A 22,646-nucleotide genomic window follows, 5' to 3' on the forward strand; every position below is an offset into this window, starting at 1 on the left:
TGGAGTTAGGTGGAGGACAAATGAACCTTCGGAGGAGGGTGGTGTCGCCCGTCGCGGCGGCCGGTGCACTGGCCATCATGACGAGCCTCACCGCGGGCGCCTTGCCCGCAGCGGCCCAGGCCGCCCCGGCGTCCGCGGCAGCTGGCGTCACCAATGAGCAAAACCCGCGCGTCCCCGCAGGGGCGCTGTGGACGGAAGAATACTTCAGCTCCTCGGACGGCAGCGACGTCGAGCTGCACGCCGACGTGCTCCGCCCGGCACACCTGCCGGCGGACGCGAAGACACCGGTGATCCTGTCGGTGGGCCCGTACTTCGGTCACGCGGGGGAGACCGCTCCCGCCGGTTTCAAGCAGACCGGGCCGTCGGCGCGTTTCCAGGACTTCATCGACGGCGCGCGGCTCATGGAGCGCGGATACAGCTTCGTGATGGTCGACCTGCGCGGCTTCGGCGGCAGCACCGGCTGCCTCGACTTCATCGGCCCCGGGGAGCAGGCCGACATCAAGGCGGCCGTCGAGTGGGCGGCGAGCCAGCCATGGTCGACCGGCAAGGTGGGCATGTACGGCAAGTCGTACGACGCCAACACCGGCCTGGCGGCCAACACCCTCAAGCTCAAGCCGCTGAAGGCGATCGTCTCTCAGGAACCGACCTGGAACAGGTACAACTACCTGTACAGCAACGGCGTGCCGCGCTCCAACGTGCTCAGCACCCCGCGCAGCTACTACTCGATCGCCACCATGGCCCCGCTCGCCGACGACACCGACCACTACAGGGCGAACGCGGCGTACGAGAAGAGCCACCCCGAGTGCGAGACTGACAACATCACCAACACCCAGAACCCCGACCCGAAGTCGGACTTCTGGCGTGCCCGTGACTTCGCCTCCCGCGCCGCCGGCTCCCAGACGCCGCTGTTCGTCACCTCGGGCTTCATCGAGGACAACACCAAGCCCGAGCAGATGCAGCAGTACCTGGCCAACCACCACGGCCCGCAGCGCGGCTGGATCGGCCAGTGGGAACACGTACGCGGCAACGACACCACCGCCCAGGGCCGGCTCAAGATGGGCCGGGCCGGCTGGTTCGACGAGGTCCTGCGCTTCTACGACCAGTACCTGCGCGACATCAAGCCGACGGTGATCGACCCGGCGTTCTCCCTGGAGGACAGCCTCGGCAACTGGCGCGCCCAGCCGACCTGGCCGATGACCAGCGACGCGTACAAGGTGCGGCTGGAGCCCGGGCAGTACGTCGACAACGGCAGCCGGACGCAGACGGCCGCCCGGTTGATGGCGGAGCCGGAGTCCCAGGGCCTGGACATCGAGTACGCGACGGAGACCGACTCGCTGTCGGCTGACCAGCCTGGTCTGCTCGCCGCCGACACCCCCGCTAACAGCTACTGGAACTGGTCCACGCCCGCGTCCCAGCAGGTGCGGATCACGGGCAGCCCGGAGATCAGGCTGATGACCCGGGGCCAGGGCAACGCCTGGGTACGGATGTGGGACGTCGCTCCGGACGGCAAGGCGACCATGTTCAACGAGGCCGTCGGCGCGCTCAATCACAGTGGGTCAACGTCGCTCGAACTGAAGGCGACGGACTGGACCTTCGAGCCCGGGCACCGGCTGGGCGTCCAGATCGGCACCGTCGGCTCGACCGGCTGGCGGGCCGTAGCCTCGGGCGAGACGATCACCGTCACCGACGCGCACCTCTCGCTGGAGGTGCAGGACCCGCGGTTCGACTCGCCGACCCAGGGCGACCGCTCGCCGTACCTGGACACGTACCTGAGGGCGAACACCACCACCCTCACCAAGGTGGGCACCGGCACCTTCCCGCTGGGCGTCACCCGGAAGGGCTGATCGCTGAGGGTCGCAACGTAGGAATGACCAAGCGCCTGCCCGGCACCCGCCTACGCGGGTGCCGGGCAGCCCGTTACAGTCGGGGTGCAGAGCGCCAGGGGGAGATATGCGCGAGCACTCGACGCAGGCAGACATCGAACCTCCGGTACCGAACCGCCCATGGGCTGCCTCGGCGTTGCGGTTCGCCGTTGAATCGGTCGCCTGGGTGGCCACCCCGTGGGCGCTGTCCGGGGTCTCGATTCCGCTGGCCGTCGCGGCGGTGGTGGTCCTTATCGGACTGCCGACCATCTTCGCCACGCCGGGCGACAAGGCACACGTGCTTGTTTCGGTGCCCGGCTACGTCACGATCGGGATGGTGGTGCTGCAGATGGCGGCTGCGGCGGTGGCGTCCTGGATCGCCTGGCCGACCGTGGTCGCGAGCATCGTGTCCGTGCTCGTGGCCGCCACCATCGTGGCGGAACTCCCGCGCTGGCGGTGGCTCCTGGTCCACCCGCCCACCAAGCGCGGATGACTTCGAGCGCAACAGTCAGTAGGGGCAGCATCGAGAACGGCGTCAAGTTTCGCTTGGCACGGTAGGTCCGGTGGCGGTCCGCTCCCCCTCAGAGCAGGTCGGCAGCAGACGGGATGCAGATGGTCCGTGTCGGGGGGACACACCTTGATGCCTGGCCCTACCATAGGCCACTATGTCGTCTCTGAATGTCCCCCTCGCCTCCGAATTTACGGACGCTGCGCAAGCGTGGGGAAGTCTTATCGGGGGAATTGGATCAATGCTCGCCGTGATCGTTGCGACCTCGCTCCTGCTCCATGAGATGCGAACACGCCGCAAGGCTGAGGAAGATCTAGCTGCCGCGCGGGAGGAGTTGCACACTGATCGCCGCTTGCGCTTTCATCCGATCGTCGTATTTGACCAGGGGCCTGTAACGGTGCCAGTCAAAAAGCGGAGATTTGGTCGCAGGATCGCCGGAATCAATCCGAAGGCGGTCGAAGAAGCCTTCCCTCCCCAAACTGCAGGCCTGGAAGTAATGGACAGCACCAGGCCGTACGGCTCCATCCGTAATATCGGTGCGGGCCCGGCGCTAGATGTTCGAGTCTGGTGGGTGGCGGAGAGGCTGCACTTCGGCGACGATGTCTTTATGGTTGACTCCGCTAAGCTGATAGAGCCGAAATTCAGCGAGGGTTTCAACGATCTTCCAGCCGTTCCGTCAATTTTTGGGACTGACGACAGTGCGGAAATGACCCGTATACCAACATTTCTGATTGCCGACTTCGACCAAAAGATAACAAGGGTTGAGGGCGTTTTAAGGATCACGTATTCGGACATCTTTGGCAATCATCTGGAGACCCGACAATTAGTGCGAATGTTTGTCGAAAGAGATGGAGGTGAGCCGGATCTCTTGGTGACGTTTGCTGATCTGCTGGTGCTGCCCTCGCCGAGGAATGATGGCGTTGCCCCCACTCAAGGGCGGGCCAGCAAGGCTCTGCCCGCTGTGGCGAAATTGCAAGGGTTTGAGTGCGACCAGATCGGGGGCGACTGACGCGGCAAAGGCGAAGGTTGCTGAACGGTGCCGAACCTGTCAGTAACGTCAGTCGAGGATGGAATGCTGCCAGCGTGCCGAGCAGATCCCAGTAGCCATCTTTGACCACGATGCCAGGTGCAGCAGCAGCTCAGAGGCCGAGCCGACCGCTTCGATCGCCTATGCCCCCGGCATGCGGCGCCGTGGTCGTTGCTCATCTGCCCTCCCTGTGCCGGTGAGTCCGTCTGTCCGAAGGCTGTAGACGATAGACGTTAATTCCTGTTGGGACCGCGAATCGCGAGGGCAGGGGGAGTGAGGTTCCCGGAGCACACGGTGACGCGGCCAGAACATATGCGGTGTACCGTCCGAGTGGTGGCTGGCCAGTCTGCGGACTGGCTCCGCAGTCCCAGTCCTCCACCTGGGAAGCAGGCGAAGGTATGGCTAGGAAGACCGACACGATCGGTGCCCGGATCCGGTACTGGAGGATGCGCCGTGGCGGGATGAGTCAAGCCGTCCTCGCTGGGCTGGCGGGCGTCAGTCAGTCGTATATCTCGCAGGTCGAGTCTGGGCGCAAGACCATCGACCGTCGCTCCACTCTGGTGGCGATTGCCGCCGCGCTGCAGGTCACGGTGGCTGACCTGCTCGGTCAAGGCACGGAACCCGGTGACCCGGCCCGGGAGCGCGCCGCCGAGTGCGTACCGGCGATCTGGTCCGCTCTCATCGAGATCGAGGATGGCGAGCGGAGGCCGTTGACCCGGACCAGGGATGAGCTGGCCGCCGACATCGCCCGCAGCGACCAGCTCCGCACCCGCTCCAACTATCCGGCGATGGCCCGGTTGCTCCCCGGCCTTCTGTTGGAGGCTGCCGCTGTCGAGGGGACCGTGTTTGCCCAGGTGGCGTACCAGGCTTCGGCATGCCTCCGGCATCTTGGGTACCGGCACCTGGCGCTCAACGCCGCGCGGGTCGCGATGGTCGCAGCCGAGAACGTCGAGGATCCGGCGTGGCTGGGGGCGTCCCGATTCGCGTACACGCAGAGCCTGCCGATCGAGGCCGCGTCGTTGGCCGCACGGGCCGCCGACCGGTCGCTGGCTGAGCTTCAGGCAGCCGCCGCCGACGAGCGGGTTCGGCAGATGCTCGGCCAACTGCACCTCTCGGCCGCACTAACCTCGACGGTGAGCGGGCGGCCGGACGTCGCTCGCGACCACCTCGCGGAGGCGGCCCGTGAGGCGGCGACCCTCGGGGATCCGCCAGACGGTGCCGGGTTCAACGGCTGCGGGTTCGGCACCACAAACGTGGGATTGTGGGAGATGTCCATCGCGGCCGAGCTGGGTGAGTCCGGCCGGGTGATCGAGCTGTCCCGAACGGTACGGCCGCAGATTCTCGCCGCGTCGATTCGCCAAATGTCGTACTGGCTGGACCTCGGTCGGGCGCTGGCCGAGTCCGGCCGCCGGGATGCTGAGGCACTGGTGGCGTTCGTGCGGGCGGAGCAGGCCGCGCCGGTGCCGTTCGTGTTGAATCCTCTTGCCCAGGATGCCGTCGTGGCGATGGCGCAGCGGGCGAAGCGTCGCGCCGTTCCGAAGGAACTTCACCTGCTGGCCGGCCGGTTGGGCATCAACCTGGCGCCATAACCAGCGGTAATTTCGCCATTACCGATCGGCCCTAGTGTCCGGTTCGGGTGAGGCATTCGCCTCCCTTGGCCGGGTGCGGCGGCGTCTCATGGGCTGGCCGTCGCGCCCCTACCAGTGGAGGTGGGGATGGGCGGTCGGGACGACGCCGCCAGGCTGAGCACGGGCAAGCAGATCCAGGCGGCTGAGCAAGAGGCGGCGCGGCGGCGGCTCCTCGCCCTGGCCGAAGCGGCTCGGATACCGGTCGATGAGATCACGCGGGCGGTGCCGGACCGGCAGTGGCGCCGCTCCACCAGCAGCGCCGGTTGCGATGACCTCTCGACACCACGCACACAGCGCGTCTCGTACGAGGAATACCTGCTCGCGACCGCCCTGACGCTCGCTCGGCGGCACCGGCCGGTCTGGTCCTGGCGGAACTGGCGGCGGATGTGCCGGTGCGGTGGCGAACTGCCCTGCCACACCCGTCACCGGATCCCGATCAACCGGGGCCACTGGCCGCAGGGGGAGATCCAGTGAACGACGAGCAGGAGCAGGTGATCCTCGCGGTGCACGTTCGTGGGCTGGACTGGATGTGTGTCGGGTGTCGGGGGTGGTGGGCGCGGCTGGCTCCGTACCCGTGTTGGCGGGTGGGGTGGGCGACCAGCCGGCGGGTCCGGACGATCATCGCGTGCTGCCTGGGGGTTCCGGCATGACGACGCACGGGCCGGTGTTGCCGATCTGGACCTGCGGCGGGTGCGGGGCGCCGTGGCCGTGCGCGACGCGTCGGCGGGAGCTGCGGGCGGAGTTCGAGGGTGCGCCGGTCTCGCTGGCGGTCTACATGGGGGCGCAGTTCGTGCGCGCGGCCGAGGATTTGACCTGGGCGTCCGCCGGTACGCTGCATCGGCGTTTCCTCGGTTGGATGCGGTGAGCATGCTGCGGCCGGGCGATGAGAAGTTCCACTACAGCGACGGCTCGCACCGGTGGATCCCGCCCGGCCCGGACTACGACCAGGAGGTCTGGGACGAGCAGGTACGCCAGCACAAGCAGGGCCACCTGCGCAACGAGCGTCCGAAGGTACGCATTCAGCGTCTTGTCTGATGCCAGTGCCCCGAGTGAACATGTAAGCGCCGGGACCGCTCAGAAAGCAGGGGGTCAGGTTCTGTCAAGGGTGGATCACGGTGACCACCGGGCGACGAGCCCGAAGTATTCGCCGATGGGACCGGTCAGTTCGTCGGGTGGGGGCCCTCGGTGAACACGGTGGCGTGGTCGGCGGCCCACTGACGGAACGTTCGCGCTGGCCTTGCGAGAAGGTCGGACACCGTCGAGGTGACGTATGCCGGGCGTCCCATCGTGGCGTTCCATGCGGCCAGGAGCATGTCCACCGCCGGGCGCGCGGCTTCTGGGGTTTCGCGTCGGAACTCGTCGGGCGGCATTTCCTCGAACGTTAACTGGCGGCCCAGGGCGTCTCCGATGATGCTTACCTGTTCGGCCTGAGTGAGTGACTCGGGGCCGGTCAGGACGTAGTCGCCGCCGGCGTGTCCGTCCTCGCACAGGGTCCGCGCGATGACCGCGGCCACGTCTCGATCGTCGACGGGGGCCGTCTCGGCCGCGCCGTACGGCCACCGGACCACGCCGTCGCCACGGATAGCGGCGGCCCACCAGAGCAGGGCGTTTGACGCGAACATCCCCGGCCGGATGATCGTTGAGTCGAGCCCGGTGGCCGCGATGAGCCGCTCGATCTCGGCGTGCAGCGCCGCCATCGGGTTCGGTTGCTGGAAGAACGGGTGCGGGGTCCGGTGCGGTGCGGACAGGTAGACGACCCGCTGTGTGTGGGCGGCCAGCCGGTCGACGACGGCCGCCGCAGTCTGCGGCGGGGCGGTCCAGACGAAGAAGACCGTACTGATGGCGTGTAGCGCGGCGTCGAGCGATTCGGGCACGGTGAGATCGCCGGTGACGATCTCGACGTTGGTGGGCAGTGCCGCAGCCGACTCGGAGCGGCGCACGAGGGCGCGGACCGGCACGCCCGCGTCGGTCAGCAGGTCGATGACGGCGCGTCCGACCCGGCCGGTCGCCCCGGTGACAAGCACCGGAGGTCCTCCTGTAGGTGTCATGGCAGCCTCATCGTCGTTGACGGAGTGCAGCGGGTGTCCGTCGGTTCCATGACCCTCATTGAATCGTCACCGAGTTAAAAATGCAACCCGGTAATGAATGTTACTCTGGCAAGGTGATCGAGCCGGTCGGGCTGCGGGCCCGCAAGAAGGTACGAACCCGGGACGCGATCGCTGATGCGGCGATTTCAATGTTCCTGGCGCGTGGGTTCGACCAGGTGTCGGTGTCCGACATCGCCGCGATGGCCGAGGTGTCGAAACCGACCCTGTTCCGCTACTTCGCGACGAAGGAAGACCTGGTCCTGCACCGGTTCGCGGACCACCACGGTGAGGCCGCACGCGTGGTACGCGACCGTCGGCCCGACATCACGCCGATGAGGGCGCTGCACCGGCATTTCCGGGCCGGTCTCGATCGCTTCGAGCCGGTCACCGGCCTCAACGATCATCCCGAGGTGGTGGCGTTTCACCGGCTGGTGTTCACCACACCAAGCCTGGCGGGACGGCTCATGCAGTACATGCTCGACGATGAGGGCGCGCTGGCCGCCGCCCTCGGGCCGGGTATCGGGGCCCGGCTGCAGGCCGCCCAGGTGATCGCGGTTCAACGCGTACTGGCCCGGACCAACTGGCAGAAGATCGCCGACGGGCGGACCGCGCAGGATGTTCAACTCGAGGCGGTCGCCGACGCGAACCAGGCCTTCGCCCAACTGTGCCATGGAACGGACAGTTCCTAGCCCGCTGCGGCGGAACACTCGGGCCAGCGCCGCCGAGGAATGCGCCAACTCGCTGAGACGAATACGCCGCCAACCCGTTGAGACGGCCTGGCAAGGCGCAGGCGCAGCGGTGCGGTCGGGGACGTGCCCTTGTCGGCGCCCCTCGTTGGTTCAGTGACCGGGCCGGCGTGGGCGCAGGCCGTTGAGGGCGGTGGTGACGACACGGCTGGCGTAGTCGGCGGTGAGCGGCCCGCTACGGTGCAGCCATCGATTCTGCACCGGCCCCCAGATCATCTCCACGGCCACGTCGAGGTCGATGTCCTCGGCGATTTGTCCGGCCTGCTGAGCGCTGCGCAGTCGTTGCCGTTTGAGTTCCTTCATCGGCCCGTCGAGCCGTTCGGCGTAGGCAGCCGCCAGCTCGGGGTCGTGCGTGATCTCGGTGGCCAGTGCGCGCATCGGTTGGTCGTACCGGGGGTCGTTCAACTCCGCGACGGTGGCGCGTAGCACCGCTGTCAGGTCGGCCTCCAGGTCGCCGGTGTCGGGCAGCGCTGCGGGCTCGCCGTCGCTGCCCTCGCTGAGCATCAGGAACGCGTCGAAAAGGATGGTGCCCTTGGACGGCCACCAGCGGTAGATGGTCTGCTTGCCGACGCCGGCTCGCGCGGCGATGCCTTCGATGCTGAGTTTGGCGTACCCGACCTCCTGCACCAGCTCGAACGCCGCCGTGAGGATGGCCCGTCGGGAGGTTTCCTTGCGGCGGGCCGCGTTGGCGGGGGTTTTGCGCTGCGTCGTCACGTGACCAACATACCGGAAACTAGACGGACCGTCTCGTCTTGACGCGGAGATTCTGATCGCCTACGGTTCGAGGCAACAGCGAGACGGACCGTATCGTCTCGCCGCGACGCACGGGAGGCCCCGAATATGCGCACCTCATCCAGCACTGCTCCGCGTACCTGGTTCATCACCGGCGCCAGCCGCGGTCTCGGCCGCGCATTCACCCTGGCCGCGCTCGAACGCGGTGACCGGGTGGTCGCCGCTGCCCGGACCATCAGCGCAGGCGACTTCGACGAGGGTCACCGTGACCGGCTGCTGGCCCTGACGCTGGACGTGACCGACCGGGCGGCGGTCTTCGCCGCTGTGGCCACCGCGGTCGAGCATTTCGGGCGGCTCGACATCGTCGTCAACAACGCCGGCACCATGTCCATGGGCATGATCGAAGAGTTCACCGAGGCTGGGGCGCGGGCCCAGTTCGAGGTCAACTTCTTCGGCGCGTTGTGGGTCAGCCAGGCCGTGCTGCCGCACCTACGCGCCCAACGGGCCGGCCACATTGTGCAGATCTCCAGCATCGCCGCACTCGGCGGCTTCCCGAGCACCGGGATGTACAGCGCGAGCAAGTTCGCCTTGGAAGGCATGAGCGAGGCCCTGGCGATGGAGGCGGCGGCCTTCGGCGTCAAGGTCAGCATCGTGCAGCCCGGTGGTTACTGGACCGACCTCTACACGAGCATGACGTCCACTATGCCCATTGAGGCGTACGGGCCGCTGCGCGCCGAACTGGAGCGGCAGTGGGCGGAAGGCTCGATCGACAGCGAACCCCGGCTGGCCGCCGAGGCGGTGCTGAAGCTGGTCGACAGCGACGAGCCCCCGCTGCGGCTCCTGCTCGGCAGCATGGTCTACGACCTGGCGTTCGACATCTCGCGCCGACGAATGGACACCTGGGCGGGCTGGGAGCAGGTCAGCCGGGCCGCGGAGCGGGCCGTCCCCGCGCCGTTCGCCCATCACCATTCCTGACCAGACCTGGCCGGTGACGCCAGTGCTCGACCGTCTGCCGTCCGGGCCGTGCCCTGCATGAGCGGGCCGCGGTCGAGGCGGACTTCCTGTCGCTGGGCCTTGACGAATGGTCATCGCCCCGGCGGCGTAGTGGGGTCGGTGCGCTGGCGAGCCGGCTCGGCAGCGTCGGCTGGTGTGGTGGGGCGCTGGTACGGGGCGGTCATCACACCGTCGGGGTCCAGTCGGTCGAGGATCGCGTCAGTGATCTTGGCCAGCTGCGTAACCTGCTCCGGCGAGAGCACCTCGAACACGTGGTGCTGGACGTTGGCGACATGCCCGGGCGCGGATGCGACCAGCTTCTGCCAGCCCGCCTCGGTCAGCCGGGCGTTGGTGGCCCGCCCGTCCTCGGGGCAGGGGAATCGCTCTACCAGGTTACGGTCCTCCATCCGCCGGACCGCGTGGGACAGCCGTGGCAGGGTGGCGTTCGTGCGTGCGGCGAGGGCGGTCATCCGCAGCGTGCGTTCGGGCGCCTCCGACAGCATCGCGAGCACCATGTACTCGAAGTGGGTCAGCCCGGCGTCACGGCGCAGCTGCGAGTCCAGGGCGCCGGGGAGCAGCTCCGCCACGGCGACCAGCCGCACCCATGTCGCCAACTGTTCGCTGGTCAACCACTGCATGCTCATCCTCACACTCTACCGAAATAGTTGACGGGGCAAGTAAATCTGCTTACGGTGTTACTTGAAGTTTCAACTATCCGCTTCGAAAGGAATTCCCATGGCGCACATCTCGATCATCGGCACCGGCAACATGGGCCAGGCCATCTCCAGCGTCGTCACCAGGGGCGGCAACACCGCCGAACTACTCGGGAGGGCCGACGCCGACAAGCCGGTCACCGGCGACATTGTCGTCCTCGCGGTTCCTTACCCGGCCATCGATCAGGTGCTCGCCGAGCGTGCTGAGCAGCTCAAGGGCAAGATCGTCGTCGACATCACCAACCCGGTGAACTTCGAGACCTTCGACTCCCTCACCGTCCCCGCCGACAGCTCGGCCACTGCCGAGATCGCCGGCAAGCTGCGGGGATCGCGGGTGCTCAAGGCGTTCAACACCACCTTTGCCGGCACGCTTGCCGCCGGCACCGTCGGCCCGTTGACCACGACCGTCCTGGTCGCTGGCGATGACGCGGACGCCAAGGCCACCCTCATCGACGTGATCCGCGCAGCCGGTCTGCAGGCCATCGACGCCGGTGCGCTCAAGCGGGCCCGGGAGCTGGAGGCCCTCGGCTTCCTGCAGATCAGTCTTGCCGCGAACGAGAAGGTCTCCTGGACCGGCGGCTTCGGCGTCGTAGCCTGACCCGCCTGGACGCCATCCCCGCCGCGTTGGCCCGCGGACGCCGGCTTCCAGGACAGCAGCCGGCGCCCGCGACGCCAGCAACCATCCCCGAGGAGAACTCGATGACCAATCACGCCACCGCAGCCGCTGACGCGCTCATCCCCGCTCAGCACCCGTTCGCCGCGCACCTGCGGCGGGCCGCCACCCTCGAGAAGGCTCAACGGCACCGGCCGTGGACGTCGGCCGACGGGCCGCTGCCCGCGCTCTACCTCAGCCACGGCGCCCCGATGCTGTTCGAAATGACCGACTGGATGACCCAGCTGCACACCTGGGCCCGGGCCCTACCCAGACCGCGGGCGATCCTGATCGTCTCCGCGCACTGGGAGTCCGCGCCGCTGAGCATCACCAGCACGAAGCCAGTCGATCTGGTCTACGACTTCGGCGGCTTCCACCCGATGTACTACCAGATGCGCTACGACACCCCACCCGCCGTGGACCTGGCCCAGCAGGTCGTCGCGCTGATGCCGGACACGGAGCAGGTCCACGAGCACCGCAGCCGCGGCCTGGACCACGGCGCCTGGGTGCCGCTGAAGATCATGTACCCGGACGCGGACATCCCGGTGTTGCAGCTGAGCATGCCCACCCATGACCCGGAACGGCTGATGGCGCTGGGCCGGCGGCTCAGGACGCTTCGTGAGTCTGGAGTGCTGGTGATCGGGTCGGGCTACATGACTCACGGGCTGCCGTTCCTCGACTGGCGGAACCCCGACAAGGTGCCCGGCTGGTCGGCTGACTTCGACCACTGGGCTGCCGGGGCGCTGGCCCGCGGCGACGTCGACGAGCTTGCCCGGTTCCGCTCCAGCGCCCCGGGCATGCCCTACGCCCACCCCACCGTCGAGCACTTCACCCCGCTGTTCGTCACCCTCGGCGCCGCCACCGATCCCACCGCAGCACCGACCACCACCATTGACGGCTTTGCGATCGGCCTGGCCAAACGGTCGCTGGAGGCCGCCTGACCCGGCCGCCTTCACCGCGCCGGCTTCAGGAGTACGATCCGGCGGCCTGGGTCGCGGTAGGTTGCACTGTCATGGCCACGACCGCGGACGTCCGTGATGAACTCGCCAGCCTCGCCGACCCCCGACGGGCGGCGGAGGTGAGCCGGTTTCTGCAGATGGCCCCGGGGGGGGTACGGCGAGGGTGACCGGGCCATCGGCGTCTCGGTGCCGGAGCAGCGCAGGGTGGCCGGCCGGTTCTGGCGCGACCTGTCGCTGGCGGACACGGTGGTGCTGCTGACGAGCGGCGTGCACGAGGAGCGGCTGACGGCGCTGTTCATCCTGGTGGGCAGGTTCGCCAAGGGGGACGAGGGGGAGCGGGGCAGGATCTTCGAGATCGTCCTGGCCAACACCGATCGCATCAACAACTGGGATCTGGTGGACTCGTCCGCGCCGTACATCGTCGGCCCCTGGCTGATGGACAAGGACCGGAGCGTGCTGGATCGGTTGGCCGAGTCGAGTCTGGTGTGGGACCGGCGGATCGCCGTCATGGCAACGTTCGCCTTCATCAAGGCTGGCGACTTCGATTGGACCTTCCGGCTCGGTGAACGGCTCCTGCGTGACCCGCACGACCTCGTCCACAAGGCGGTGGGCTGGATGTTGCGCGAGGTGGGCAACCGTGACCGGGCTGCGGCGGAGGAGTTCCTGGCCCGCCGTTACCGGGTCATGCCCCGGGTCATGCTGCGGTACGCGATCGAGAAGTTCGAACCGCAACGCCGCAGGGAGTACTGTCCGGTGTGGTCACCTATGATCCGGTGACCACATCGAAGGGGGCCGGATGGAGACGTGGCGTGTGCTGGCCGGGTTCCTCATCCCTCTGGTCATGACCCTCGTCGGCGTCGTCTTGGCCACTAACTTTCGCGGAGCGGCGGAGTGGCATATGCGGCAGTCGATGAGTGCCGCAAGTGTGCTGCGGCGAGTTCCGCCATGGCGCTTGCTACCGGACCCCGATCACGACCGGCGCCTGGCACGTTTCGTCCTGCTGGACCGAGCGCTTGGCGTGCTTTTCACTGCCGCCGGCCCAATTCTCCTGGTCTTCCACTGCTACCTCATTTTCACTGATGAGCAGGCCTTTTCGCATCGATGAGAAAGCCGCGTTCGGGAGAGGCGGAGGCAACAGGACGGCGCCGGGCCCGAACCGGACCCGGCGCCTACGCTCCGATCGATCAGGCGGAGTAGTAGCGGATGGTGTTGTACAGGTCAGCCACCTGGTTGCCGTAGTACGGCGAGAACATGTACTGCGGCATGGTGGTGTACTTGAAGTCGTTGTGCCCGTTGAGGTAGCCCCAGTTGCCGTCGAAGGCCATCAGCCAGCCGCCGCCGGAGGACCCACCGGTCATGTAGTTGACCATGTAGATGGTGCCGCCGCCACCGTCGTAGGTGGAACCGTTCTCGGCGGTGAGCACCTCACCGTTGAACGGGGACGCGGCCGGGTAACCGAAGGCGTAGTCGTACTGGCCGATCGGGAAGTTCCAGGCGATGCCCTGGCCGCCGAAGTAGTCGGCGATCCGCCAGCCGCCGTTGCGGGCCATCACCGCCGACCCGACGTCGTTGGCGAAATCGTTGTTGTTGTTGAAGAAGGCGGTTTTTGCCCACAGCTGGATGGCGTACCAGTAGCCGTAGGGGGCCGAGCCGTTGTTGTAGTTCGGGACGAAGACCCAGTTGGTCGCCCAGGCCTGGTTGCCGGTGAGGCAGTGAGCCGCGGTCCACACCGAGGACTTGCCCTCGGTGTTCACGATGGTCGCCGAGCAGACGTAGTTACCGCCGCCGAGGGTGAAGAAGACCTTGCCGGACGTGCGGGCCGTCGGGTGGCCGACCGGGTAGTTCGGGAAATAGGCCTGCGTCGACATGTCCGACGGCGCGACGGTGGTGGTGCCGCTCGCCTTCGGCTCGGCGGCGGGCGCGGCCGGGGCCACGCTGACGGACGGTCCCTGCGGGCGGGTGGCGCTCGTGGTCCGGTTGCTGTCGCGCGTGGCGAGCGCCGCCTTCACCGAGGGGATCTCGGTGTCCGGCTTGGCCGCTTTCATCCGGGCCGGGGTCCAGTACGCGGCCAGGGCTTGCTGCCGGGCGTCGGGGCCGTTGCCCGTGGCGGTGCTGGCGACCTCCGGGCTGAGCTGTGCGGTGGTTCCGATGACAGTGTTCGTCGAGGTGGTGAGGGTGGTCGGCGAGGCGCTGGCGGTGCCTGCCGTGGTCAGCGCTGCTGCGGTCAACAGCGCGGCTGCGGTCAGGCCACGAAGCAGTCTCGTGGACATGGTCCCTACCTTTCGGCTAATGGACGGGGAGTCCAAAATGTTGCCCGCGTTGGAACTTCCAGTCATCACCTCATCGATACGTTAGGCAGATGGAGAAAGAAGTAGCCAAAGGATTAATGACCCCTTATGCATTGACAATTATAAATGACAATAAGTGGTTTCGTGAATATGTCGAAAGTGAACTCGCAAAAGCTGTCGCCGGCAATTGCGCGGAACTGCCCGGCCCAACGCCGCGGTGGCCGCTCCACGTGGGGCGGCCACCGCGATCCGCAGCCGGACGAAGGCAGGGCCGTCGGTGTCACGGGACGAGGCGGTAGCCCGTCTCCGTCTCCGGTGACAGCAGCGGCAGGTAGCTCTCCGGGCGCCAGCCGGCGATCACCTTGGTGAACAGTCCCGCGCCGAGCCGCTGGTAGAACCGCTGCGCCCCCGCGTTGTCCGGCTTGACCTCCCAGCGGATGACGAGCCCGTCCTCGGCGGCGGTGCGCGCGAGGGCGAGCATCAGGGCACGTCCGACCCCGGCGTCCCGGGCGGATGCCCGGACCCAGATGTCGTCCAGCGCGAGGATGTCGCGCCCGGACCACAGGTGTACGCGGCGCAGCGCCGAGACGTACCCGAGCGGTTCCCCGGCCCGCTCGGCGAGCAGGACGATGATGTCGCTGCGGCCGAGCAGGCCACGCCAGCCGTCCACGCTGACGGTGACGTGTTCGCTGTCGCCCTCGTGGGCGGCGAGCTCCCGGACCAGGGTGTCCACGGTGTCGGCGTCGGCCGGGCCGGCCGAGCGGATAGTAACGATTGAAGTCATGATCTGCTCCTTACGCGAAGGGAGTGGCGGCTCAGGGCGTGCCGATGGCGGCGAGGACATCCAGCCGGGCGGCGCGGCGGGCGGGCAGCAGGCCGGCGAGCAGGCCCGCGGCGAGTGCGACGGCCAGCACCACCAGCAACCGGCCGGCCGGCACGGCCAGCACGGTCGGGGCGTCCCGGCCCAGCGCGCGGACCGTGGCGGCGGCGAAGCCGGCGCCCAGCACGATCCCCAGCACGCCGGCCAGCGCGGCGACCAGCACCGCCTCGGCGCGGATCATCCAGCCGAGCTGCCGGCGGGTCATCCCCACCACGCGCAGCAGCCCGATCTCGGCGGTGCGCTCGGTGATCGACAGGGCGAGGGTGTTGGTGATGCCCAGCAGGGCGATCACCACGGCCAGCATCAGCAGCACCGTCACCAAGCCGAGCACCTGGTCGATCATCTGGGTACGGCTGGCGACCGCGGCGGCCTGGTCGCGCAGTTCCGCGGTCGGGGTGTCGGCCAGGGCCCTCTTGATCGCCTGTTCGGCGGCGGCCCGGTCGGTGCCGTCGGCGGTGCGGATCAGCACGCTCGCGTCCATCTCCTCGCTGTAGTTGCGGGCGAACGTGTCCAGCGAGATGAGGTAGTCGGTCGACAGGGCTCGGGCATCGCCGTTGCGCAGCAGGCCGACGACGGTGAGGCGTTGGGTGCCGGTGCGGGAGAACGTCATCGGCAGCTCGTCACCGACGCGCAGGCCACGGTCGCGGGCCACGGACTCGGCCAGCACGATCCCCCCGCCGTTCAGCGCCGCCAGGTTGCCGGCGGTGAAGTGCAGGTTCGCCACCCGGGCCAACGTCGCCGGGTCCACACCGGTCAGCGCCTGGGTCATCGACCCGTCCCGCCAGTGGCCGTAGCGCAGCCGGGACGCGACCGCGACCTCGGGCAGCCCGCTGACCCGCTCGTACACGACGGGGGAGAGGCCACCGAGCATCTCGTTGCGGGCGCTCTCCACCAGGTGGTCGGCGGTGATCACCTCCGTGTACGACTGCCGGACCGAGCTGTTGACCGAGGTGCCCAGCACGGCCATGAAGCTGATCAGCGCGAGCCCGAGGGCCAGCGCCAGGGCGGTCGCCGCCGTACGTCGCGGGGTGCGGGCCGCCGAGTCGGTGGCCAGGTGGCCGGTCACGCCGGCGGCGGCCAGCGGCCGGCCGACGAGGCGTACCAGAGTGGGGGTGATGGCCGGTCCGAGCAGCGCGAGCCCGCCGACGGCGCCCAGCGCGGCCAGGCCCAGCAGCGCGACCGGCGCGTCCGTGGCGAGCACCGCCACCGTGGCGGCCAGGCCCACGACGGCGGCCAGCGCGCCCGCGACCACCCGAATCCGTCCGGTGCGCGCGGCGGCCGCCTCGCGCAGCGCCGCCACCGGCGCCACCGCCGCCGCGCGGCGGGCCGGCCCGACCGCCGAGCCGACCGTGACGAGGACGCCGATCGCGAAGGCCACCAGCACGGTACGGCCGGTCAGCACCAGCCCGCCCTCCGGCAGCGCCACGCCGAACGCGCGGGCCAGGCCCCGGATGCCGGTGGCGGCGCCGACGCCGAGCACGAGCCCGACGGCCGAGGCGGTGAGCCCGACCAGCAGCGCCTCGCCGAGCACCGAACGCAGCACCTGCCCGCCGGTCGCACCGGCGGCCCGGAGCAGGGCCAGTTCCCGGGTCCGTTGGGTGACGACGATGGCGAACGTGTTGGCGATCAGGAACGCGCCGACCAGCAGGGCGGCGCCGGCCAGGGCGAGCAGCACCAGCTGCAGCCAGCTGATCTGGTCCCGGGCTGCCGCCGCCCCGGCGGCCGCGATGTCCCGGCTCGCGGAAACCTCGTAGTCGGCGCCGATGACGGCGGTGATCCGGTCACGCAGTTGGTCGGGGGCGATCCCGGGCGAGGCCACGACCGCCACCTCCGAAACGCCGGTGCCGAGCCGCAGCAGGCGCTGCGCCGAGGGGAGGGTGACCAGGGCGACGGTGCTGTTCGGCAGGCCGCCCCGGTCGCCGAACCCGGCCAGGCCGACCACCCGCAGCCGGCCGTTCTCGGTCGCCCGGACGGTGACGGTGTCGCCGATCCGGACGCGCTGGGCGCGCGCGGTGTCCTCGTCGAGGACCACCTCGTCGTCGGCGGCCGGCGGTCGGCCGCTGCGGATGGTGAACGAGCCCATCGGCGTGGGCAGCCAGGAGGCCAGGACGGACGCGCCGCCGGGCACGACCGCCTTGCCGGCCACCTCGAGCAGGCCCTGGCCGCGTACCGCCGGCCGGGCGTCGGCCACCCCGGAGACCGCGGCGACCCGCGCGGTCAGGTCGGCCGGGAGCGGGTCGCGGGCGACCTCGACGCCCATCGCGGAGTCGAAGGCGACCGCCTCCCGCACGGTCAGGTCGACGCCGGCGGTCGCGGTGCGGAACTGGTCGTCGAGCAGCCGGGTGGAGGTGTCGGTGAGGACCAGGCCGCCGGTGGCGAAGGTGACGCCGAGGACGACCGCGAGCAGGGTCAGCGCCAGCCGGGCCCGCCGGGCCAGGGTGGTACGCAGGGTCAGACGCCACATGTCAGTTCGCTCCGGTGGTGGCGGGCGCGGCCAGGCGCGCCATGCGGGACAGGATGGTCGGCACGGTCGGTGCGTCGAGTTCGCCGTCGATCCGGCCGTCGGCGAGGAACACCACCCGGTCGGCGTACGCGGCGGCGTGCGGGTCGTGGGTGACCATCACGATGGTCTGCCCGAACTCGTCGACGGCCTGCCGCAGGAAGCCGAGCAGCGCCTCGGCCGCCTGCGAGTCGAGGTTCCCGGTCGGCTCGTCGGCGAAGACGATCTCCGGTTGGGTGATCAGGGCGCGGGCCACGGCGACCCGCTGCTGCTGGCCGCCGGAGAGTTCGCTCGGTCGGTGTCGTAGCCGTTCGGCCAAGCCGAGGGTGGCGACCAGCCGGTCCAGCCGCTCCGGGTCGGGGCGTCGGCCGGCCAGGGTGAGCGGCAGGAGGATGTTCTCCCGCGCGGTCAGGGTCGGTACCAGGTTGAAGCTCTGGAAGACGAAGCCGATCCGGTCCCGCCGCAGCAGGGTGCGTTGCCGCTCGGTCAGCTGGCCGAGGTCGGTGTCGCCGAGCAGGACCTGCCCGGCGTCGATGGTGTCCAGGCCGGCCAGCGCGTGCATCAGCGTGGACTTGCCGGAGCCGGACGGGCCCATGATGGCGGTGAACCGGCCGGCCGGGAGGGACACCGTGGCGCCGGCCAGGGCGCGGACGGCGGCGTCACCACGGCCGTAGGTGCGTACGACGTTCTGCGCCCGCACGGCGGCGGCGGTCGAGGTGGGGCGGGGCAGCGTGCTCATGGTCATCGGGGATCTCCTGTCAGGTCGGGGCGGTTGGCTCAGCGGGGGGCCCGGTGGCGCGGCGTGTGGCGCGCGGCGCGAACCGTGGCGGCGTGGCGCTCCCGGCGCAGCCGGCGGGCCAACTCGGCGCGCTCCAGCCGGCACAGCTCGGCGGTGAGTAGGTGGTTCACGGCGACTCCTCGGTCGGTGCTGATCGGTGACACGAGGAGAGTGACCGGGCGTGCTGTCCGGACACTGGCTGCCGGCCGGCGCGGCGCGGACAGCGAATGGACAGCGGCGGCGACCAGGCTTGCGGCATGGTGGAACGGAACGAGCCCGCGGCGCCGGCGCGGGTGGCGATCGTGGTGCTGCCGCCCGGGATCTGCCGGCGCTGCGTACGCAGGGTCAGCCGGCGGGTGAGTGACCTGCCCGGGGTGGTGTCGCTGGAGTTCGATGCCGACGCGGGCGTGCTGCGAGTGGGCGGGGAGGTGGATCCGGCCGCGCTGCGCCGGGCCGGCCTGAAGGTCTGCCCGGCCGGACCGGACTGCCGCCGGCTCGGCTAACGCGCGGTGCTCTCCAGGGCCGCCGCCGCCCGCCGGGCCGCGTCGGCCTCCTGCCCCCGCCCGGCGGCGGCCGCCGCCTCGGCCGTCAGCGACCAGAGCCGCTGCCGGGCCCACGGGAACTCCCGCTCCTCCAGCAGCTCCACCGCCCGGCGGCACTCGTCCGCGGCGGTGACCGCGTCGCCGTCGGCGTACGCGATCCGGGCCCGGCCCCAGGCCGCCCAGGCCTGGCAGCGCGGGTTGCCGCTGCGGCGGGCGGTGTCGGTCGCCTCGGCGAGCATCGCCGGCACGCCGTCGACCTCGCCCCCGTCCAGCCGGGTGTGCGCGAGCTGCACCAGGGTGAAGGCCAGCGCGTGCGGGGAGGGGTTACGGCGGGCCTCGGCCGCCGCCTCCTCCAGGGTGGCGATCGCCTCGTCGGGCCGGCCCGCCTCGCGCAACGCGACGCCGAGGTGCGCCAGGATCCCGGCCGGCAGCAGCCGATCGCCGGCCTTCCGGGTCCAGTCAAGGCTGCGGGCCCACTGTTCGGCGGACCGCGCGAAGGCGCCGGTCCGCAGGTCCAGCAGCCCTTCTACGTAGTGGATCGTCCCGTGCCACCAGGGGTCGTCGGTGTCGCCCCGCTCCCGGCAGGCCTGGGCGACCATCGCCCGGTACTCGTCCGCGTCGCCGTCGTACTGGCCCTCCCAGGCGACGACGAGCCGCGAGGTCGCGGTGTTGACGGGGTCGCCGAGTCGCTCGAACTCGGCCAGGCTCTCCCGCGCGGCGGCCCGGGTCTGCGCGGTGGGGTAGTAGACGCCGAGCAGGCCGATCCGTTGCAGGGCCGCGGCCCGGGCGGCCGGGGCGGCCTCACCGGCGGCGAGCAGCGCGGTCAGCGCCCGCATGCCCTCGTGCCGGGGGCCGTAGTTCCAGAACAGGAAGAGGGCGTCGGCGAGTCGCAGGCCGGCGTCGACCGCGTCACCGCGGTCCAGGCAGCGGTCGACGGCGGCACGGAGATTGTCGTGTTCCTCGGTCATCCGCGCCCAGGCGTCGGCGTCGGAGCGCACGTGCGGGCCGTACCGCTCGGCCAGCTCGGTGAAGTGGGTGAGGTGCCGGTCCCGGGCCGTCTCGGTCTCGCCGGCCTCGGCGAGCCGGGCGGCGGCGTACTCCCGAATCGTGACCAGCAGCCGGAACCGCCCGGTGGCCGGGTCCGGCACCACGAGCGAGCGGTCGACCAGCCGGAACAGCTGGTCGAGGACCTCGTCGCCGGCGAGGCCGTCGAACGCGCAGACCTGCTCGGCGGCGGTCAGGTCCCAACCGCCGCGGAACACCGCCAGCCGGCGCAGCAGCCGCCGCTCGGCCTCGGACAGCAGGTCGTGGCTCCAGTCGAGGGTGGCCCGCAGCGTGCGGTGCCGGGCTTCGCTGGTCCGCGCCCCCGCCGTGAGCAGCGCGAACCGGTCGTGCAGCCGGGCCGCGATCTCCGCCGGCGGCAGCGCCTTCACCCGCGCGGCGGCCAGCTCGATGGCCAGCGGCATGCCGTCGAGCTGCCGGCAGATGTCCGCCACCACCGGCGCGGTCGCCGCGTCGAGGGTGAACCCGGGGCGCACCGCCCGCGCGCGATCGACGAAAAGGGCCACCGCCGGGCTGTCACCCAGTCGCGCGATATCGGCCGGCCCCTCGGGTACGCCCAGCGGAGCCACCGCCAGCTGGGTCTCCCCGGGCACCGCGAGGGCTTCCCGGCTGGTGGTCAGCACGGTCAGCGCGGGGCAGGCCGCGACGAGCCGCTCGACCAGTTCGGCCGCCTCGTCGATGACGTGCTCGCAGTTGTCGACGACCAGCAGCGTCCGGTCGGCGCCGAGCCAGGCGACCAGCGCGGCGGTCGCGGCGGGCCCGGGGCCGCCGGTGGTCACGCCGAGCTGGTCGGCGACCGCCTCGGGAAGGTCGGCGCCGCTGGGCAGCGCGGCCAGGCGGACCAGGTGCACCCGGTCGGCCAGGGTGTCGTCGGCGTGGCGCACCGCCTCCAGAGCGAGGGTGGTCTTGCCGACGCCGCCCGGCCCGGTCAGCGTCACCACCCGCGCCTCGCGCAGCCGGTCCAGCACGCGCTGCACGTCGTCCTGGCGGCCGATGACGGAGGAGAGCCGGCGCGGCAGGTTGTCTCGCTGCGGCACCCGGGGGGCGGCAGTCGGGGCCGGGGCGGGCACCTGCTGCCGCAGGATCGCCTCGGCGAGCGCCTGGAGTTCGGGTGCCGGGTCGATGCCCAGCTCGTCGGCGAGGCGGTGGCGCAGCGCGTGGTAGGCGGTGATCGCGTCCGCCTGCCGCCCGGCCCGGTAGAGCGCCAGCATCAGCAGCCGGTGCAGCCGCTCGCGCAGCGGGTGGGCGACGACCAGGTGTTCCAGGTCGGCGACCGCTTCGGCCTGCCGGCCCGACTCCAACAGCAGCTCCAGCCGGTCCTCCATCGCGCCGAGGCGCAGCTCCTCCAGCCGGGTTGCTTCGGCCAGCGCCCACTCGGCCTCGCCGACGTCGGCCAGGGCCGGGCCCCGCCACAGGTGCAGCGCCTCGTCGTAGCAGGCCAGCGCCGCGGCCGGTCCGTCGCCGGTGGTCGCGGCGCGGGCCCGGTCCAGCAACCGTTCGAAGCGGTACGCGTCGACCGCGTCGGCGGCGATGGCGAGCTGGTAGCCGGGGGCGCGGGTGACCAGCAGCTCGCCGCCCGCCCCGGCGGCGACCAGGGCTCGGCGCAGCTTGGACACCCGTAGCTGCAGCGCGTTCGTGGCGTCCGCCGGGGGCTGGTCGCCCCAGAGCGCGTCGGTGAGCGCGTCGGCCGAGACCACCCGGCCCGGGGCGAGGACCAGCCGGGCCAGCAGCGCGCGGACCGCCGGGGCGAGGGGGGTGGCGGGTCGGCCGGCCACCTGCAGCTCGACGGTGCCGAGCACGCCGAAGCTCACCGTGGTGGTGGGCCCACTGTCCCGGCTCATCGCACTCCCGTCCCGCCGCGGTGCCGGCTCCGGGGCCCGCTCCGATCGCCGGGTCGCCGCCCGGGCGGGCCCTATGGTACGCCGCGATCAACCTCGGCCGAGGCTGCCCAGAGGCGGTCTTGGCTGTCATCCGGGGTCTCTCCCTGATCGGTCGATCAGCCGCGATTTGTGCAGTCGCGCGGTGTCCGCCGTTCGTCGGATCATCACGGATCAGCGCTCCAGCTAAGCTCAACGGGTGCCGGCGGACACGCGGCTCCGGCCCCGTGTCAGATCGGTTGCAAGCCCGTACGGAGCACCTCTTGTACCGGATTCGGCATTCGTGGTCGCCAGGTGTGGCGGAGATTGTGCGAGCCGGCCGTAGATCGGACCTGGGAGGTGGCGTGCAGGTCAGCGACGTAATGACAGCTTTCCCTGCATACATACGGCTCGGCGCGACTATCCGGCGGGCGGCCGAGGTGGTCAGTGTGTCGGAGGTCGGCCATTTGATGGTTCTGGACCACGAAGGCCGGTTCGTCGGGTCACTGTCGGAAGAGGACCTGGTGCGGGCCATGCTGCCCGCCTTCGACGACGTTACCGCTGGTGGTGGCACGCTCGCCGACGCGTTCCGGATCTTCCTGGAGCGGGGCCGCGCCCTCGCCGACCGCGTCGTCGACCCCCTCGTCGTACGCGACGCGGCGACGGTCCGCCCGACCGAGGAACTCGCCCGGGCGGCGATTGTGATGATCGACCGCGGGATTCGAAGAATCCCCGTGGTCGACGACGGGAAGCTCGTGGGCACGCTGTCCCGGGCTGATCTGTGCCGAGCGGTGATCTACCATTCCTGAGCTCCGGCTGATTCTGACCGATCG

24 protein-coding genes are annotated in these 22,646 nt (G+C 70.3%); 15 read left to right on the forward strand and 9 right to left on the reverse strand.

Going from position 1 to position 22,646, the window contains the following annotated elements:
* The first annotated feature begins 77 nt into the window (after window positions 1-77).
* The 7 genes from ABZ671_RS18250 (at window position 78) to ABZ671_RS18280 (ending at window position 6,060) form a co-directional block, all read left to right on the forward strand.
* The gene (locus tag ABZ671_RS18250; protein WP_357858928.1) at window positions 78-1,844 is read left to right on the forward strand and encodes a CocE/NonD family hydrolase; all 1,767 of its coding nucleotides are present in this window, start codon (window positions 78-80) and stop codon (window positions 1,842-1,844) included.
* 175 nt (window positions 1,845-2,019) lie between these two features.
* Window positions 2,020-2,355, forward strand: a complete 336-nt coding sequence (locus ABZ671_RS18255; RefSeq protein ID WP_357858931.1) for a hypothetical protein — start codon at window positions 2,020-2,022, stop codon at window positions 2,353-2,355.
* A 256-nt stretch (window positions 2,356-2,611) separates the two neighbouring features.
* Entirely contained in the window at window positions 2,612-3,379 is a 768-nt protein-coding gene (locus ABZ671_RS18260; RefSeq protein ID WP_357858934.1) for a hypothetical protein, read from the forward strand.
* A 416-nt stretch (window positions 3,380-3,795) separates the two neighbouring features.
* Window positions 3,796-4,986 (forward strand): helix-turn-helix transcriptional regulator, encoded by a 1,191-nt coding sequence (locus ABZ671_RS18265; protein ID WP_357858937.1) that lies wholly within the window; start codon window positions 3,796-3,798, stop codon window positions 4,984-4,986.
* A gap of 126 nt (window positions 4,987-5,112) precedes the next feature.
* A complete protein-coding gene (locus ABZ671_RS18270) occupies window positions 5,113-5,499 on the forward strand; it encodes a hypothetical protein (RefSeq protein WP_357858940.1) in 387 nt (128 codons plus the stop codon).
* A gap of 172 nt (window positions 5,500-5,671) precedes the next feature.
* Window positions 5,672-5,890, forward strand: coding sequence for a hypothetical protein (locus tag ABZ671_RS18275; protein ID WP_357858942.1), 219 nt, complete (start codon window positions 5,672-5,674; stop codon window positions 5,888-5,890).
* Window positions 5,887-6,060 (forward strand): hypothetical protein, encoded by a 174-nt coding sequence (locus ABZ671_RS18280; RefSeq protein ID WP_357858945.1) that lies wholly within the window; start codon window positions 5,887-5,889, stop codon window positions 6,058-6,060. Before ABZ671_RS18275 ends, ABZ671_RS18280 begins: the two co-directional genes overlap by 4 nt.
* Before the next feature lie 125 nt (window positions 6,061-6,185).
* Here ABZ671_RS18280 and ABZ671_RS18285 read toward each other — a convergent pair whose 3' ends face one another.
* Window positions 6,186-7,049 (reverse strand): NAD(P)H-binding protein, encoded by an 864-nt coding sequence (locus ABZ671_RS18285; RefSeq protein ID WP_357858948.1) that lies wholly within the window; start codon window positions 7,047-7,049, stop codon window positions 6,186-6,188.
* A 137-nt stretch (window positions 7,050-7,186) separates the two neighbouring features.
* Between ABZ671_RS18285 and ABZ671_RS18290 the strand changes: the two genes are divergently transcribed.
* Entirely contained in the window at window positions 7,187-7,801 is a 615-nt protein-coding gene (locus ABZ671_RS18290) for a TetR family transcriptional regulator (protein ID WP_357858951.1), read from the forward strand.
* Window positions 7,802-7,951: 150 nt separating this feature from the next.
* On the opposite strand, the gene ABZ671_RS18295 is transcribed toward ABZ671_RS18290, so the two are convergent.
* Window positions 7,952-8,572 carry a TetR/AcrR family transcriptional regulator gene (locus tag ABZ671_RS18295; protein ID WP_357858954.1) on the reverse strand — a complete coding sequence of 207 codons (621 nt, stop codon included), beginning with the start codon at window positions 8,570-8,572 and terminating at the stop codon, window positions 7,952-7,954.
* A 126-nt stretch (window positions 8,573-8,698) separates the two neighbouring features.
* On the opposite strand from ABZ671_RS18295, the gene ABZ671_RS18300 reads away from it, so the two are divergent.
* Window positions 8,699-9,565: an SDR family oxidoreductase gene (locus ABZ671_RS18300; protein ID WP_357858957.1), complete on the forward strand. Its 867-nt coding sequence runs from the start codon at window positions 8,699-8,701 to the stop codon at window positions 9,563-9,565.
* Between the two features lie 110 nt (window positions 9,566-9,675).
* On the opposite strand, the gene ABZ671_RS18305 is transcribed toward ABZ671_RS18300, so the two are convergent.
* On the reverse strand, window positions 9,676-10,227 hold the full coding sequence (locus ABZ671_RS18305) for a MarR family winged helix-turn-helix transcriptional regulator (RefSeq protein WP_357858960.1): 552 nt from the start codon (window positions 10,225-10,227) through the stop codon (window positions 9,676-9,678).
* A 91-nt stretch (window positions 10,228-10,318) separates the two neighbouring features.
* Here ABZ671_RS18305 and ABZ671_RS18310 point away from each other — a divergent pair, with 91 nt between their 5' ends.
* The 4 genes from ABZ671_RS18310 (at window position 10,319) to ABZ671_RS18325 (ending at window position 13,012) form a co-directional block, all read left to right on the forward strand.
* On the forward strand, window positions 10,319-10,894 hold the full coding sequence (locus tag ABZ671_RS18310) for an NADPH-dependent F420 reductase (protein ID WP_357858964.1): 576 nt from the start codon (window positions 10,319-10,321) through the stop codon (window positions 10,892-10,894).
* A gap of 101 nt (window positions 10,895-10,995) precedes the next feature.
* On the forward strand, window positions 10,996-11,889 hold the full coding sequence (locus ABZ671_RS18315) for a class III extradiol ring-cleavage dioxygenase (RefSeq protein WP_357858967.1): 894 nt from the start codon (window positions 10,996-10,998) through the stop codon (window positions 11,887-11,889).
* Between the two features lie 222 nt (window positions 11,890-12,111).
* The gene (locus ABZ671_RS18320) at window positions 12,112-12,684 is read left to right on the forward strand and encodes a DNA alkylation repair protein (protein WP_357858970.1); all 573 of its coding nucleotides are present in this window, start codon (window positions 12,112-12,114) and stop codon (window positions 12,682-12,684) included.
* A gap of 19 nt (window positions 12,685-12,703) precedes the next feature.
* Window positions 12,704-13,012 carry a hypothetical protein gene (locus ABZ671_RS18325; protein ID WP_357858973.1) on the forward strand — a complete coding sequence of 103 codons (309 nt, stop codon included), beginning with the start codon at window positions 12,704-12,706 and terminating at the stop codon, window positions 13,010-13,012.
* Between the two features lie 79 nt (window positions 13,013-13,091).
* Here ABZ671_RS18325 and ABZ671_RS18330 read toward each other — a convergent pair whose 3' ends face one another.
* From ABZ671_RS18330 to ABZ671_RS18350, 5 genes are all read right to left on the reverse strand, one after another.
* Window positions 13,092-14,177: a hypothetical protein gene (locus ABZ671_RS18330; protein ID WP_357858976.1), complete on the reverse strand. Its 1,086-nt coding sequence runs from the start codon at window positions 14,175-14,177 to the stop codon at window positions 13,092-13,094.
* Window positions 14,178-14,475: 298 nt separating this feature from the next.
* Window positions 14,476-14,979: a GNAT family N-acetyltransferase gene (locus ABZ671_RS18335; protein ID WP_357858979.1), complete on the reverse strand. Its 504-nt coding sequence runs from the start codon at window positions 14,977-14,979 to the stop codon at window positions 14,476-14,478.
* Between the two features lie 31 nt (window positions 14,980-15,010).
* Window positions 15,011-17,539: an FtsX-like permease family protein gene (locus ABZ671_RS18340; protein ID WP_357858982.1), complete on the reverse strand. Its 2,529-nt coding sequence runs from the start codon at window positions 17,537-17,539 to the stop codon at window positions 15,011-15,013.
* A gap of 1 nt (window position 17,540) precedes the next feature.
* Entirely contained in the window at window positions 17,541-18,314 is a 774-nt protein-coding gene (locus ABZ671_RS18345) for an ABC transporter ATP-binding protein (protein WP_357859020.1), read from the reverse strand.
* 38 nt (window positions 18,315-18,352) lie between these two features.
* Window positions 18,353-18,484, reverse strand: a complete 132-nt coding sequence (locus ABZ671_RS18350; RefSeq protein WP_357858985.1) for a hypothetical protein — start codon at window positions 18,482-18,484, stop codon at window positions 18,353-18,355.
* Between the two features lie 126 nt (window positions 18,485-18,610).
* Between ABZ671_RS18350 and ABZ671_RS18355 the strand changes: the two genes are divergently transcribed.
* Window positions 18,611-18,856 carry a cation transporter gene (locus ABZ671_RS18355; RefSeq protein WP_357858988.1) on the forward strand — a complete coding sequence of 82 codons (246 nt, stop codon included), beginning with the start codon at window positions 18,611-18,613 and terminating at the stop codon, window positions 18,854-18,856.
* Here ABZ671_RS18355 and ABZ671_RS18360 read toward each other — a convergent pair.
* A complete protein-coding gene (locus tag ABZ671_RS18360) occupies window positions 18,853-21,798 on the reverse strand; it encodes a BTAD domain-containing putative transcriptional regulator (protein ID WP_357858991.1) in 2,946 nt (981 codons plus the stop codon). The two genes, ABZ671_RS18355 and ABZ671_RS18360, sit on opposite strands and share 4 nt — an antisense overlap.
* Before the next feature lie 398 nt (window positions 21,799-22,196).
* Here ABZ671_RS18360 and ABZ671_RS18365 point away from each other — a divergent pair, with 398 nt between their 5' ends.
* A complete protein-coding gene (locus ABZ671_RS18365) occupies window positions 22,197-22,622 on the forward strand; it encodes a CBS domain-containing protein (protein ID WP_357858995.1) in 426 nt (141 codons plus the stop codon).
* Window positions 22,623-22,646 lie beyond the last annotated feature (24 nt).

The sequence above is a fragment of the Micromonospora sp. NPDC006766 genome (assembly GCF_040636055.1).
GTDB lineage: Bacteria > Actinomycetota > Actinomycetes > Mycobacteriales > Micromonosporaceae > Micromonospora.

Excerpts from the sequence above, each read along its gene's own strand:
- ABZ671_RS18365 (WP_357858995.1), top strand. The coding sequence starts at position 22,197 with ATGACAGCTTTCCCTGCATACATACGGCTCGGCGCGACTATCCGGCGG.
- ABZ671_RS18300 (WP_357858957.1), top strand. The coding sequence starts at position 8,699 with ATGCGCACCTCATCCAGCACTGCTCCGCGTACCTGGTTCATCACCGGC.
- ABZ671_RS18265 (WP_357858937.1), top strand. The coding sequence starts at position 3,796 with ATGGCTAGGAAGACCGACACGATCGGTGCCCGGATCCGGTACTGGAGG.
- ABZ671_RS18270 (WP_357858940.1), top strand. The coding sequence starts at position 5,113 with ATGGGCGGTCGGGACGACGCCGCCAGGCTGAGCACGGGCAAGCAGATC.
- ABZ671_RS18310 (WP_357858964.1), top strand. The coding sequence starts at position 10,319 with ATGGCGCACATCTCGATCATCGGCACCGGCAACATGGGCCAGGCCATC.
- ABZ671_RS18335 (WP_357858979.1), bottom strand. The coding sequence starts at position 14,979 with ATGACTTCAATCGTTACTATCCGCTCGGCCGGCCCGGCCGACGCCGAC.
- ABZ671_RS18330 (WP_357858976.1), bottom strand. The coding sequence starts at position 14,177 with ATGTCCACGAGACTGCTTCGTGGCCTGACCGCAGCCGCGCTGTTGACC.
- ABZ671_RS18250 (WP_357858928.1), top strand. The coding sequence starts at position 78 with ATGACGAGCCTCACCGCGGGCGCCTTGCCCGCAGCGGCCCAGGCCGCC.
- ABZ671_RS18275 (WP_357858942.1), top strand. The coding sequence starts at position 5,672 with ATGACGACGCACGGGCCGGTGTTGCCGATCTGGACCTGCGGCGGGTGC.
- ABZ671_RS18360 (WP_357858991.1), bottom strand. The coding sequence starts at position 21,798 with ATGAGCCGGGACAGTGGGCCCACCACCACGGTGAGCTTCGGCGTGCTC.
- ABZ671_RS18345 (WP_357859020.1), bottom strand. The coding sequence starts at position 18,314 with ATGAGCACGCTGCCCCGCCCCACCTCGACCGCCGCCGCCGTGCGGGCG.
- ABZ671_RS18340 (WP_357858982.1), bottom strand. The coding sequence starts at position 17,539 with ATGTGGCGTCTGACCCTGCGTACCACCCTGGCCCGGCGGGCCCGGCTG.
- ABZ671_RS18325 (WP_357858973.1), top strand. The coding sequence starts at position 12,704 with ATGGAGACGTGGCGTGTGCTGGCCGGGTTCCTCATCCCTCTGGTCATG.
- ABZ671_RS18305 (WP_357858960.1), bottom strand. The coding sequence starts at position 10,227 with ATGAGCATGCAGTGGTTGACCAGCGAACAGTTGGCGACATGGGTGCGG.
- ABZ671_RS18260 (WP_357858934.1), top strand. The coding sequence starts at position 2,612 with ATGCTCGCCGTGATCGTTGCGACCTCGCTCCTGCTCCATGAGATGCGA.
- ABZ671_RS18315 (WP_357858967.1), top strand. The coding sequence starts at position 10,996 with ATGACCAATCACGCCACCGCAGCCGCTGACGCGCTCATCCCCGCTCAG.
- ABZ671_RS18355 (WP_357858988.1), top strand. The coding sequence starts at position 18,611 with ATGGTGGAACGGAACGAGCCCGCGGCGCCGGCGCGGGTGGCGATCGTG.